The organism is Enterovibrio qingdaonensis (assembly GCF_028683135.1).
In the GTDB taxonomy this organism is placed as follows: Bacteria; Pseudomonadota; Gammaproteobacteria; order Enterobacterales; family Vibrionaceae; genus Enterovibrio; species Enterovibrio qingdaonensis.
Map to the genome: position 1 here is coordinate 85,071 of NZ_JAJUBB010000011.1, position 13,589 is coordinate 98,659.

Sequence of the window (13,589 nt, forward strand, 5' to 3'; positions counted from 1 at the left end):
AAAATACGAATAGAGAGGCCCTTAAACAGGGCCCCCATGTTTTTTATTTTTACTTTAAAGCGTCTTCTTTATTTCCGGTCATCACAAAATGCAATTGTCCGCCCGGTTTAAGATCTGAATGTTTAAATGAGAAGTTGTTATTTAATGGCTGACCATTAATCACCACAGATTTAACGTAAATGTTTTCTTCGCTGTTATTTTCCGTCGTAATAGTGAATGAACCACCGTCGACAGGAATTTCAGCTTTGTCGAAAATTGGACGCGTAATGGTGTACGACGGAGCAGCAGGCGTTACCTGATAGAAGCCCAGTGCGTTCATCACATACCACGCCGACATTTGACCGACATCTTCGTTACCAATCAGGCCTTCCAACGTTGGGTGGTAGAATTCATTCATGGCGCGATCAACGATTTCTTGGGTCTTCCAAGGCTCTGCCGTCCAGTTGTAAATCATCGGTACGTGGTGATCAGGCTCATTACCCATCACGAACTGACCAATGTATCCCGACATATCGTGAGATTGGCTGGTGTCTGCGTTTGAGTTGGCATTAAACAAGGCATCAAGGTTCGCTAGCAGTGCCGCTTTACCTGCATCTGACATCGCTTCCGGCGTGTCAAAGTCGGTACGCACATTGAATTCGCCGCCCATGATATTCGCCAAACCGCTAATGCTATGCGGGGCAAACCATGTCCACTGCCAGGTGTTACCTTCGGTAAAGTCTTCGCCACGGTGCTCAGCACGGTATGGCCAGAACACATCGTTTTCTGTCAGGGTCTTACGGTCTTTACAGCCGTTGTAATCCAAGCCGTCAGGGATAGACAGTGCTAGGTTTGCGTCTACACAATCCGCTTTCAGGTTATTGGCAAAGGTCTTGGTGCCATTCAGGTTGTACACCGGACGCATAAAGCCTGTCGCACCTAGTGAGTTGCCTTTGCTATCCAGCAGTTTTCCGTAGAAGTCAGGGTTGTAGTCGAAGTAGTTCTTGAACGACTCTGAGCGCGCCATGTAGCGTTCAAACGCAACGTCATCACCCGCTAACTTGGCAATCTGAGCAACGGTCCAGTCGTAGTAGGCATTTTCCAAACCGTAGGAGACTGACTCATTGACCAGTTCGTCGTACTTGTCGTTTTTCAGGCCGTTTACGTAAGCTGGTTTGTCACCCGAATCATCTGCCCATTTGGTGTTAGCCGGAATGTAACCCAGATCTTCTTGGTAGGTATTGTGACGGGTCATCACCGTAAAGCGCTTGTCACCAGACCATGCATCACGATAAGGCACCCAGCTGTCGGTTTTCATCAGGTCAAAATCAAGCGTGTCATTGGCAGCCTGAATCGCAAGTTCAAAGTGTTCTTGCGTGAACGCTTCTGGGTGTTTCACCATGATATCTGCAATCACAGAAACGGCTGGATGACCGACCATTTCGCCCGTGTAATCAGAGTGAAGTTCCCATTTCGGCAGCACGCCACCGGTTTTGTATTTGTTCAGCAAGTCATGTGCGTATTCAATGGCACGAGGCTTATCGATGATGGTTTTCAGCGGGTGGGCAGCACGGAAGGTATCCCACATGGAGTAAACCGAGTAGTTCACCAATCCATCTTCAGCTTGGTGTACTTTGCCGTCCATACCGCGATATTTGCCGTCAACATCTTGGTAGACAAATGGCGCAATGTAGGTGCGATACAGCGAGGTAAAGAACATGGTCTTATCCGCTTCTTTACCACCTTCCAGCTTGAATTTACCCAGCACAGTCGCCCATGCGTTGCGGTTTTTCTCAACCACTGCGTCGAAGTCGAAGCCGTTTGTATCCGCGTTTAGGTTGTTAATCGCGCCATCAATGCTGGTACCAGAAATGGCCACTTTCACTGTAATTGGTGCATCACCTTTACCAAAGTTCAGGTGTGTCATTACGTCATTGGCGCGTTGTGCCAGACGGTCAGCATCTGGCTCTGGCTCGCCCGGCATCGGTTGATGTTCTGCGTAGCCGCGGTAGTCAGCAAGGCCAATTTCTGTCGCGTCAACAGGTCGTAACTGGCTTTCAGACGCCAGCTTGGCATATAGGTTTTCTTCAACGATTGGCTCGGAGAATTCAGCGACAAAGAAGACGGTTTGCCACTGACCCCATTCGTTTGAAGTACGCGCACCCACCACGGTGGTGTCATTCAAACGCTTGTAGTAAATATTGCGCGAGTGGTTACCGTAGACTTCGAGCAGCTCGTGCTGAAGGTCGATAAGGACTTTGCGGTCTTCCCCGTCTTTGAAGTTGTAACGTTGAAACGCAACGCGGTCCGTTGCTGTCAGTTCTGCTCTAACGCCCGTTTCGACCAGATCAACGGCGTAGTAACCCACTTCTGCGGTTTCGGTCGTTTTGTTGATGGTTGGCGCGTCAGTGTTGAAACCCGTGTATGGCAGGAAAGCGAAATCGTTTAAGTCACCTTTACCTGCACCTGAAATGTGGGTCATGGTAAAGCCAGACAGAAGAGCATTTGATGGGTCGTACTCAGAAGGAGAGCCCTTGCCGTTCCAGCCATTAGGATCAAAGTTATCAGGAGAAGGCTGGATCATGCCTTCTGGCATCACAGGTGACGGGTTTACGTTCCCCAATCCCTTGGTGCCAATCATGGTATCAACGTAGTTCAGTACCGACAGGTCAGGTTGTGGCAAGGTACCCGTCAGATCGTCAGATTCATTTGAATCAGAGTGACACCCTGCCAATGCAAAAAATATGGCCATCGCGAGTACAGACTTTTTATTTATCATTTTCGACCTTTATTCATTAACGTTATTCAGGAATTTGGCGTGAACGAATCCCTGCTGAATTCAGCATGCATATTTATTTCACATAGAAATCACCGCTTATATAAAGGGGATTACATAAGATTCGACTGCCAATTATTTTATTGTTTTGGGTATTTCATAAAAAAACCGCCCAGTACTTAAACATTGAAACCTTGCTTAAATAACTTGGACGGTTCTCCTTTATTTTCAGTGAGACGTTATTAAACGTTCATTACTTACAGATTCGCTTGCATCGCCTCAGACTTGTCTGCGGTCATCACAAATCGCAATTCGCCACCCGCCACAAACTCGTCGTGTTTGAAGGTATTGAATTTCTCCAACGGCTTACCGTTGATGGTCACCGATTTCACATACAGGTTATCTGGACCATTGTTTTCCGCGATAACCGTAAACTTACCGTCGCCAATCGACATAGTGGCTTTGTCGAAGATTGGACGACCGATGCTGTAAGTCGGATCAGTCGGCGAAATTTGGTAGAAGCCAAGTGCAGACATCAAGTACCACGCTGACATCTGACCCACATCTTCGTTACCGATGATGCCGTCTGGCGTAGGCTTGTAGAAATTGTCGTAAACCTGATCCAAGTATTCCTGCGCCTTGTAAGACTCTTCAGTACGGTTGTACAAGTAAATCACGTGGTGTGACGGCTCGTTACCGTGAATGTACTGACCAATGTAACCCGTCATGTCTTGGTGCTGGTCGCCTTCGTTTGAATCTGCATTGAACAGGTTGTTGAGTTTCTGGTTCAGGCCGGCTGTGCCGCCCATGATTTCAGTCAGCTTGTCCAAGTCTTGCATGAACGCCCACTGCCACTGCCATGCATTACCTTCGGTGAACGCATAAGGGTTAGCGACGTAAGGGCTAAAGCCTTCCGGATACAAATCTTGTTCCCATGAGGTGCCAGAGCCTGCAAGCGGCGCACACTTGTCATCACCCACTTGAACGGTTGGTACGAAGAAGCCAGTTTCAGCATCCCAATGAGTCAACGAGTTGTAAGAGCGCGCTTTGAATTCGTCATACGTTGCCATGTCGCCAGCGGCCTTCGCCATTTCAGCAATGGTCCAATCGTAGAAAGAGAATTCAAGTGAGTAAGATACTGAGTTCCAGTTTGGAACACGTACACACTTCTCATTAATGTGGTAGTTCAATTGACCCGCCATAAGCGCAGTCAAGATACCATCGTTGATCTGTGGGAAGTCATGCGGACGATAACGCGCAGATTTCACAGAGGCTGTCAGAGCTTCTTCTGCATCCACCAGCCCTTTGGTCACCGCATCACCCAGAATCGCCGTTGATGGGTAGCCAATCATGGTGCCGGTTTCAGAACCATGACCTTCCCACTTCGGCAACATACCGAATTCGTCATTTGATTTACGGATCAAGTCTTCCGCATACAGCGTGGCTTGTTTTGGATCGATGATGGTCCAGAATGGGTGAACCGCGCGGAACGTATCCCACGTTGAATAAATTGAATAGTTTGGCGTATCGCCTTCTTCCAGAGTGCGCGTCGTACCCAGCATATCCACGTAGCGGCCATCGACGTCATAGAACTCGATTGGCGCAATCATCATATGGTACATACCGGTGTAGAAGTTGGTTTTCTCAGCGTCTGTACCGCCTTCTACTTTCACTTTCGCCAGTTTTTCAGCCCAAGCAAACTCAGCGTCAGCTTTCACTTTCGCAAAATCAAACGTTGGTGCTTCTGCTTCCAAGTTCTTCTGAGCGCCGTGCCAGTTAACCGGTGAAATACCTACGCGAATTTCGATCGCGTCGTCGCCAGCACCAAAATTAAGGAATGCGGTTAGATCATCGCCTTGATACACCGCATTGTGGCGCATGCTTGTTTCAGGTAGTTTGCCATCTTTGCCTAGCAATGCTTCTGCAACTGGCTGGCTGAATTTGGCGTAGAAGAAGATGTCATGACCTTGGTGGTCTTGGCCCTGGAACCAACCCGTTGACGATTTACGACCGCGAATGGTGTATTCGTCGATCACTTCAATCTTGTTTTTTAGCGACTTGCCGCCATTCGGCAACAAGGTATGGCCCAAATCGAACTTCACGTTACGATCAGCGCCTTTCGCAAAGGTGTATTTGTGCAAACCAACACGTTTCGTCGTGGTCAGTTCTACATCAATTGCACCGTTGTTTAATGTGGTTTTGTAATAGCCTGCAGTGGCAACTTCGTTCACTTTATCGAACGTATTTAGCTCTGCGTCGTTCAAATCTGCGTAAGGCAGAACAAGAATGTCACCTAAGTCAGTCGCGCCTGTACCCGACAGGTGGGTGTGAGAGAAACCGTAAAGTGATACATCGGTATCCACAATTTCGCCGGTCTCATAGTTGGACGAATCCCAGTAACCTGACGCCGAATGCCATGCATTCTGGCCTGATTCATGGCCTTGTTCTGAGCCAATGAAGGTATCTGGTGAAAGTTGAACCATACCCGCTGGCACAACGGCACCTGGGAATGTGTGGCCCGATGCAGCGGTACCAATCATTGGATCAACGTATTTCAGTACCGTTTTATCAACGATAGAAACTGATGGAATTGAAATGCTTGGCTGATCCGTAGAAGAATCTGAATTACAGCCAACAATAGACAAAGCAAGGGCTACAGCTAGTGCACAAGGCGCTATCTTGATGTTCATCTTATTTACCTTTAGGAAAAAGGGTGCCGCAGGGGGATGCAGCACCATATTTTTATAATTTTTATTTAACTTAGAGAGCCAGTTCTGACTTCAAGAAGGCGATGACTTCGTCTTCTGTCGGCATGCTCTTAAGGGTGTTTCTGAAGTTTTCGTGGATCAGTTTGCGTGCAAGACCAGAGAAGATGCGCATGTGTTGGTCACCCTGATCTTTGTTTAGCGTCAGCATGATAACGAACTCTGCATCACCATCTTCGTCTTCGCTCCAACGCACTGGTTTTTTCAGACGCGCGATAGAGATTGAAGAGTGCGCGATGTTGTCTGATTTCGTGTGAGGAATGGCAAAGCCGTTACCCAAGCCCGTTGAGAACACAGCTTCACGCGCCCAGATGTCCGCTTCCAGTTCACTTACCAAGTGAGTACGGCCGCGAATACCTAAGTTACCTACCAGCGTTTGAATCGCTTCTTCTTTGCTGTTGAATTCGCAATCCAGCAGCACACATTCGGTTGCCAAAAGTGGCTTGTCTTCTTGTGCTTTGCTGAACGCATCAAGCAGTGCTTCTACGTCGGCGATGGTCGCGCAATCGCAAGCCTGAGCAAACAAGTCACGGCATTGCTCGCTGTCAAATTGACGCAGTGCAGCTTTGGTAGGAGCAATGCTTGGTGCAGCCATGCTCAACTCGTCCAGACCCGCGCCAACTAGCAGTGGAAGGACTTTCTTGTTTGCACCCAGTTCGCCACACAGGCCAACCCACTTACCGTGCTCATGTGCACCCTCTACCACTGCCTTCAACAAGCGAAGGAAAGATGGCGCAAGGCTGTTGTATAGCTTGGCAACGTTGTCGTTGTCGCGGTCTACTGCCAGCAGGTATTGGGTCATGTCGTTCGAACCAATACTGAAGAAGTCCACTTCTTTACAGAACTGATCCATGATGAATGCAACCGATGGGATTTCCACCATGATGCCCAGTTCGATGTCGCCGTAAGCAACGCCTTCGCTGTCCATCACCGCTTTTACCGTCGCGATTTGTTCTTTCACCCAGCGGATCTCTTCGATGCTTTGGATCATCGGGATCATTACTTTGGTGTGACCGAACGGTGCAGCACGCAAGATGGCACGAATTTGGGTATGGAACAGCGCAATAAACTGCGGGTAAATACGCACCGCGCGGTAACCCAAGAATGGGTTGTGCTCGTGTGGCAGGTTCAGGTAATCAATTGGCTTGTCACCGCCGATATCCATAGTACGGATAATGACAGCCTTGCCCTCTGCCGCTTCCAGTACTGCTTTGTACGCATTGAACTGCTCGTCTTCATCCGGTGCAGTCGCGCGGTCCATGAACAGCATCTCAGTACGGAATAGACCAACGCCTTCAGCACCTTTCGCAAACGCTGGCTCGGCTTCTACCGTACACGCAATGTTTGCCGCGATTTCAATGTGCTTACCGTCTTTGGTTTGCGCTGCGTCGTTAACAAACTCGCTTTCTACCTTGGCTTTTTGCTCAGCCAACCAAATCGCGCGCTCGAAGTAAGTCGCAACGTCTTGAGACGCTTCAAGTGCAACAACACCCAAACCGCCATCGACGTAAACCAGTTCACCTTCTTGCGATGCACACTGGTCGATAGACACGCCAGAAACCGCCGGAATGTTGAATGCACGCGCCAGAATCACGGTGTGCGAGGTTGAACCCGCTTGCGTCAGGATCAAACCTTGCAGGTGAGCACGATCCAGACCCAGGAATTGGCTAGGCGTCAGATCATTGGCGATAACAATCGACGCCTCAGTCAGTGTAAATTCGGTCGACACGTTCATGTGCGGGTGCGCGGTGATCAGCAATTGAAGCGCGATGTCTTTGATGTCCAGCACACGCTCTTTCAGGTAGTCAGACGACGACTGCAACAAGGTTTCAGTAATGCTTGCTACTGCAGTCAAAATACCGCGAGCCAGCGTTTTGCCTTGAGAGACCGCATCCATGACTTGGCTGTTCAGTGCTTCGTCTTTCAGAATGCCCAAATGCGCATTGATGATTTCTTTTTCTTGGCCGTTTGCCGTTTCCGCTTTCGCCAACAGCGTCTCAGTCACTGCCTGTTTTGCTTGTGCAAATGACATGTCTGATTCTGCGTCGTTGAACAGTGAAAGCTCAACGTCGGTGTAACGTACCAATTTGCCTTTCGCGATACCCGTAGACAAACGTTTTGCGTGTACCAGATTTGGGTTGTGATGCATCAGCGATTGAGGAAGAAGAACATCACCTTGCTCCATCACTTCTAACGCTTCATCACAATGCGGAAACTCTTCCTGAATATATTTCGCGAGGGTTTCAAATGCGCTTTCTGCATCGTCACCTTCGATGATCAGTGAGCACGGGTCATTCAGCAGCGTATCCGTACCAACCAACGAAAGAACGCTTTTCGCCGAGCCTTCGTTTCCGTTGCGCAGATTTTTCAATGTAATGTCACTGTTGAACTTGCTGCATACTGCTTCCAGATGATTCGCAGGGCGAGCGTGGATGCCGTTTGGCAGTTCACAGGTAAATGCGACTTCTTTTTTCATTGTGTTCACTTAAATTTTTTTAGTAATGCGATTGGGTTATTGAGTGCATCTTGTACGGAGACGATTGTCAGGTTTTTGCCTTCGTAACGGTCGCTCTCAGACGGCGTGATTTCGGTTGCTAATAAGATATGGTCTGCTTCATCAAATTCTCGTTGTGAGATTTTGTTTTCAATGCCCATAGCGCCTTGCGTTTCTACTTTGATTTGAATAGAAAGCACTTGCGCCGCTTCTATCAGGCGGTCTGCAGCCATATAACAATGCGCAATACCTGTGTGGCATGCGGTAATAGCAACAACTTTCATAAACACGACTTTCGTTTGACTAGGATGGGCCTATCCTATTGTTTTCGGGGCGGCTCAAACAGATGAAATAACTCGCATTTACTGGATAAAAGTCGCATACAAATCAATGTGTGAATTGGGTCACCGGAAATCGGGAGGGGGGTATATAATTCTGTGACATTGCAGCAAAAAAAGAAAAACCCGCATAAATAGCGGGTTTCAACTGGATTAATTTACAATTTGAGGCGGAATTAGAACGGTTAACATTTCGCGAGCGTTTTGAAACCATTGTAAATTCGTGACGAGGTCGTAAACCAACACATCGCACCAAACACGCAGGCAATCTCTACGAAATAATGAGGAAATACGCACATAACAATGAAGCAGAGAATCGTCTCTGAACCTTCAGTCAGTCCTGTCATGTAGTAGAGTGATTTGTTTTTATACACGGGGTCATTAATACCCTGCTTACCCGCCATAATGGCAAACGCCAGAAAACTACTTCCCGTACCAATAAACGAGAAAATCAGAAATGCTCCCGCCACTGCATTTTGCTCAGGGTTCGCGAGAATAAAACCGAACGGCACCAGCGAATAGAACAGAAAGTCCAGACTGATATCAAGAAAGCCACCCGCATCCGTCACACCCTGAATACGCGCCAATGCGCCGTCTAAACCGTCCAGCATGCGATTAAGCAAGATGAACACCAACGCCAGTTCATACTGCTGAAAAATCAGGGATGGCAACGCCAAGCAGCCAATCAAGAAACCGGCTAGGGTGGTTTGGTTAGCCGTTACACCTAGGTTGTCCACGAGCTTTGCCGTTTGCGACAGTGGCCAACGCACCACTTTAATGCCAACACTATCAAGCATGGGTCGCTTCCTCACGTACCGCATTCCATGGCCAGCTTAAAAGCTGACTGCCAGGGGGGATATCTTCCATATCGTGTGTGACCATCAACGCGGGAATATTCGCCTCTTTTAGCTGCTCAACCACCCAGTCACGAAATTGCGTACGCAGGGTTTTATCCAGTTTGCTGAACGGTTCATCCAGCAACGCAACCTTAGGGTTTGCCAACAGCATACGTGTCAAACTGATACGGGCACGCTGACCACCTGATATCTGATCCGGATACGACTCTGCCAGCTTGGACAGTGAAATATTTCTCAGTGCCAGCATCGCGCGGTCTCGGCGCGCTTCGCCTTTAATATGATCGGGCAACGCGAAAGCCAAGTTCTCCCATACACTCAGGTGCGGGAACAGAAGGTCGTCTTGAAACAGAATGCCCACTTCGCGCTTATGCGGCGGCACACCGTCCAACAGCACGTCGTTCAGTCGAACGCTGCCAGAATAAGAAAACTCGCCGGACAAGTGCCCTGCTACGACATCTAACAAGGTCGATTTGCCACAGCCACTCGGCCCCATCAAACAAAGGATTTCACCTTTTTCTACACGCATGTTCAGTGAAGAAAAAAGCTCTTCGCCACCCGCTTTACGAATGGCGAGGTTTTCGAGACATAAGCTCATTGCGAATATTTCTCCGGGAAGAAAATCGACGGTATTTCAGTTGCAAACGACTGGTTAATATCGCCAGAGAGAAGAACATAAATGGCAGTAGTGCCTGCCAGATGGCATAAATTGCCGTCACGCGACGGTCAAAGCCGCTCGACAGTGCTACCGCTTCCGTTGTGATGGTGCTAATACGTCCCGCGCCCAAAATCAGCGTTGGCAGGTACTGCGCCAAACTCACGCTGATACCAATCGCCCATGCAAACGCAATGGCAGGTAACAGAATGGGCATTTTCACACTGAACCAGACGCGAAGTGGGGACTTACCTAAGCTCAATGCCGCGCGCGTTAAGCGCTCGTCATAACTGCGCCAAGGGCCATCCAATGACAAATACACATACGGGAAAGCGAAGAAAACGTGCGCCCAACACACCCACAGATGGTGGGCGTCCGCATTCACGTACAAGGTCGCGACTTGCATACCAAAGAGCACGGAGAGTTGCGGGATCAGCATCGGGACTGCGATGACATATCCCGGCACTTGAAGTCGATGACGAATACGGTATTCATGGGCAAGCAATGCCATGACCAACGCAACGGTCGAACAAAACAGCGCAATTGCCAGACTTTGCTCAACTGTATTAAGAATTGATGTCCACTCGTATTCCCAAAAACGCAGGCTATAACGGCTTGGCAGCAAATCTGGGAATCGCCAACGTTGTGCCACACTCCAAAGAAGCATGATTGGGATCATCAGGGCAGATAACACCGCCAAGGTTGTGAACACCGATTTGCCCGGCAGCGCGACACCACGACGTCCGGCGTATTGCCACGCACGCGCGCCTTTGGTGACGGTCCATTCTACGACGCGAGCAACACCAATTAGCATCAACGAAATGGCGAACAATACAACAGCACCTGCGGCGGCACGAGGCAATAAGGTTAGATCAGGGTCGTTAAACCACTGCCACACTAACACCGCAAACGTTGGAGGGTTCGTTGGACCAATAATCAGCGCAACATCGACGACTGATAAGCCATATGCCATGACAGCCAGCATCGGAAAACGCAGCTTTGCCAACCATTGTGGGAACACGCACTTCCACCACGCCTGTGCGCGGTTGTATCCCAAAGATGCACTGACTTTTTCAATCTGGTTGACCTTTACTTGCTGAAGCACAGAAATACTCATCAGCAACAGGAAAGGCACCTCTTTGAGCGCAAGCATCAGGATCATGCCGAGTGCGTATGGGTCTTTCACCAGTAGCGCGAGATCTTCAACCCCGTTAGCTGACGCTTCATACCCAAAGGTCGAACTCAATAGTCGAGCACCAATACCTGTGGGTGCGAACAAGAAGGCAAAACCGATGGCAAACGCAACATGGGGAACCGCCAATAACGGCGATAGTGCGACTTCAACACTGCGCCAAAAACGCGTCCCCCAACTCGCCTGCAAAATCGCGAACGTGATCAGGCATGCCAAATATGTGCTGGCAATCGCCGAGTAAACCGTCATACCAATCGACTGCCACACGCCTTCCCAAGAGAAGACCATCGAAAAGCCGCTCAGGGTCAGCGTATGCATGTCCAAAGGCGGAATGTAACCAAGTGACGACACCGCCACGCCGGTTAATCCAAAGGCCGTCGGCAATACGCAGCAAAGAATGATGACGAGATAGAACGCACGTAACATCAGCAATTAGCTTCCATAACGTTGCAGCCACTCTTTCTCAATGGCGTTTTGCCAGCTTGGGTGTGTTTCCTGTACTGACTTAAACGCTTTGTTTTCTTTTGCTGAGCCAGAAAGGAACTCAGACTTCAACACGGAAGGATCACCCCAGATGTAGATGTTACCTTTACGCGATTGCGCTTCAGGGCTCAGCAGGAAGTTAGCAGTCACTAACGCTGCGGCTTTTGCATTGGCATTCCAAGGCACAGCCAGATAGTGAATGTTCGACAACGCACCGGAGTCCATCGCATACGCGACGGTAGATTCCGCCAAATTGCCCGACGCATGCGCGGCATACACGGCATTTGGGTTGAACGTAATGGCTAAATCAATTTGGCCGTCATCCAACAATTGCAAGGTTTCCGCTGTGCCCGATGGGAACTGTTTGCCACCACGCCACGCGACGGTGTGGAATTCATTCAAGTAATCCCACAGCGGTTTTGTTACCGCAGCATAATCCGCCTCAGAAACCGGTTGTTGCAAACGCGGATCGTTTGAAGAAAGTTCAATCAGCAGCGATTTCAGGAAACTGGTGCCATGAAATTCCGGCGGACGCGGGTACGTCAGGCGGTTTGGGTTCACCTTGGCGTGATTCAACATGTCTGCGTAACTGCGAGGTGGGTTCGGCAATTCTTCCGTGTCGTGAATGAAGACCAATTGACTCATGCCCCACGGTGCCTCAAGCCCTTCTGTCGGCTCAGAGAAATCAACGGTCACAGGCAGATTTGTGTCCACGTATTGCCAGCTTGGTAAAGACTCAGCAAACGGACCAAACAGCATCTTGTTATCTTTGAGCGATTTGAAGTTTTCTCCGTTAACCCAAATCAGATCAACGCTGCCACCCTCTTCTTTCCCTGCTGCTTTTTCAGCAATCAGTCGCGTGGTGGTTTCAGAAATATCGGTGACTTTGACGTGATGAAGCGTGACGTCGTAACGACGTTGAAGTTCTTTCTTCGCCCAATGGATATAGCGGTTAATTTCTTGGCTACCACCCCAGGCATGGAAATAGACGTGCTGACCCTCGGCATCGGCTTCCACCTGTTGCCAGTTTGTTGGGTCCATTGCGAGCGTTGAAAACGACGCAGAGAGCATCGCTATCGCAGAAATCAGTTTTTTCATAGCGCGTTGTTCTTATGTATTTTTTTGCATTCCCATCAAAGTGGGTTTGGCCAAAAATTTGCTCTTTGAAACCACCACTTTTCCGGCCCCCCGAAACGCGAAAATCGCCCCCTACATTAAGCAGGGGACGATACAATATTCACTTCGCTATCCAGCGCAAGTTATTTCGACAGTTCTGCCATATCAATGCCTTTCTTCTTGGCAATGTATTTCGGGATCAGAGACATGCCAAACAGCACCAGACCTGCAGCGGCGAATTTCACCAGCAGCATTGCAGACACACCGTTGGTTGCAATGTCACCTGCCATGTAAGCAAAGATAAATGCACCCGGTGCCATGGTGACCAAAGAAACCAGAGCGTAAGTACCTAGGTTCAGGCTGGTCAAACCGTACGCGTAGTTTTGCAGGCTGAATGGGAACACAGGAACCAGACGGGTCAGGATCAGGAAGCTGGTACCGTTTTGCGCTACACCGTCATCAATTTTCTTAAAGATTGGGTTGTCACCAAACTTCTTCATGATGGTATTGCGCAGCAAGAAACGTGCAACAACGAATGCAACTACTGCGCCCAGCGTCGCCGAGAACAGAGCCAGAATACCGCCTTTGATTGGGCCGAATACGATACCCGCTACGATGGTGAACGCACTGCCAGGCAGCAAGAACACACATGCAAACACGAATGCCGCAACGAAAACAACGTAACCTAATGCGCCGAAGCTTGCGATCCACTCTTGCAGGCTCTTGATGTCAGTGATGATTTCAAGAATGCCCGTTTGCTTTGCCGCGAAAAGTGCTAACGCTACAACCAGCAGCGCGATACCGATTTTTAGAAATTTCATGATGATTTACCTGAAAATATTTTGAAATTCTTTAAGCCCAGAGGCGTTAACCAAAGGGGGAAAGAAGCGCGCTGAGGAAGAGCCGAGGGAGACAACCTCGACCCTGTCATAGTGCG

9 protein-coding genes are annotated in these 13,589 nt (G+C 49.2%); all 9 read right to left on the reverse strand.

What is annotated here, in order from left to right:
• Positions 1–49: 49 nt before the first annotated feature.
• The 9 genes from LRP49_RS15535 to LRP49_RS15575 all read right to left on the reverse strand — a co-directional run bounded on the left by LRP49_RS15535 (position 50) and on the right by LRP49_RS15575 (position 13,473).
• Positions 50–2,758 (reverse strand): GH92 family glycosyl hydrolase, encoded by a 2,709-nt coding sequence (locus LRP49_RS15535; RefSeq protein ID WP_274143219.1) that lies wholly within the window; start codon positions 2,756–2,758, stop codon positions 50–52.
• A gap of 254 nt (positions 2,759–3,012) precedes the next feature.
• Entirely contained in the window at positions 3,013–5,445 is a 2,433-nt protein-coding gene (locus tag LRP49_RS15540; RefSeq protein ID WP_274143220.1) for a GH92 family glycosyl hydrolase, read from the reverse strand.
• Between the two features lie 70 nt (positions 5,446–5,515).
• Positions 5,516–7,996 (reverse strand): phosphoenolpyruvate--protein phosphotransferase, encoded by a 2,481-nt coding sequence (gene ptsP, locus LRP49_RS15545; protein ID WP_274143221.1) that lies wholly within the window; start codon positions 7,994–7,996, stop codon positions 5,516–5,518.
• Between the two features lie 5 nt (positions 7,997–8,001).
• Positions 8,002–8,298, reverse strand: a complete 297-nt coding sequence (locus tag LRP49_RS15550; RefSeq protein WP_274143222.1) for a PTS fructose transporter subunit IIB — start codon at positions 8,296–8,298, stop codon at positions 8,002–8,004.
• Between the two features lie 239 nt (positions 8,299–8,537).
• Positions 8,538–9,149 (reverse strand): CDP-alcohol phosphatidyltransferase family protein, encoded by a 612-nt coding sequence (locus LRP49_RS15555; RefSeq protein ID WP_274143223.1) that lies wholly within the window; start codon positions 9,147–9,149, stop codon positions 8,538–8,540.
• Positions 9,142–9,804, reverse strand: a complete 663-nt coding sequence (locus tag LRP49_RS15560) for an ATP-binding cassette domain-containing protein (RefSeq protein ID WP_274143224.1) — start codon at positions 9,802–9,804, stop codon at positions 9,142–9,144. Before LRP49_RS15560 ends, LRP49_RS15555 begins: the two co-directional genes overlap by 8 nt.
• Complete coding sequence (locus LRP49_RS15565) at positions 9,770–11,479, reverse strand: ABC transporter permease (RefSeq protein WP_274143292.1); 1,710 nt, start codon at positions 11,477–11,479, stop codon at positions 9,770–9,772. The genes LRP49_RS15560 and LRP49_RS15565 overlap by 35 nt, the downstream gene beginning before the upstream one ends.
• A 6-nt stretch (positions 11,480–11,485) precedes the next feature.
• Positions 11,486–12,634, reverse strand: a complete 1,149-nt coding sequence (locus LRP49_RS15570) for an ABC transporter substrate-binding protein (RefSeq protein WP_274143225.1) — start codon at positions 12,632–12,634, stop codon at positions 11,486–11,488.
• A gap of 161 nt (positions 12,635–12,795) precedes the next feature.
• A complete protein-coding gene (locus tag LRP49_RS15575; RefSeq protein WP_274143226.1) occupies positions 12,796–13,473 on the reverse strand; it encodes a TVP38/TMEM64 family protein in 678 nt (225 codons plus the stop codon).
• Between the last annotated feature and the right edge of the window lie 116 nt (positions 13,474–13,589).

Bases quoted from the DNA above. Each gene is read 5' to 3' on its own strand.
- ptsP (WP_274143221.1), bottom strand. From the start codon at position 7,996: ATGAAAAAAGAAGTCGCATTTACCTGTGAACTGCCAAACGGCATCCAC.
- LRP49_RS15540 (WP_274143220.1), bottom strand. From the start codon at position 5,445: ATGAACATCAAGATAGCGCCTTGTGCACTAGCTGTAGCCCTTGCTTTG.
- LRP49_RS15565 (WP_274143292.1), bottom strand. From the start codon at position 11,479: ATGTTACGTGCGTTCTATCTCGTCATCATTCTTTGCTGCGTATTGCCG.
- LRP49_RS15575 (WP_274143226.1), bottom strand. From the start codon at position 13,473: ATGAAATTTCTAAAAATCGGTATCGCGCTGCTGGTTGTAGCGTTAGCA.
- LRP49_RS15560 (WP_274143224.1), bottom strand. From the start codon at position 9,804: ATGAGCTTATGTCTCGAAAACCTCGCCATTCGTAAAGCGGGTGGCGAA.
- LRP49_RS15535 (WP_274143219.1), bottom strand. From the start codon at position 2,758: ATGATAAATAAAAAGTCTGTACTCGCGATGGCCATATTTTTTGCATTG.
- LRP49_RS15550 (WP_274143222.1), bottom strand. From the start codon at position 8,298: ATGAAAGTTGTTGCTATTACCGCATGCCACACAGGTATTGCGCATTGT.
- LRP49_RS15555 (WP_274143223.1), bottom strand. From the start codon at position 9,149: ATGCTTGATAGTGTTGGCATTAAAGTGGTGCGTTGGCCACTGTCGCAA.
- LRP49_RS15570 (WP_274143225.1), bottom strand. From the start codon at position 12,634: ATGAAAAAACTGATTTCTGCGATAGCGATGCTCTCTGCGTCGTTTTCA.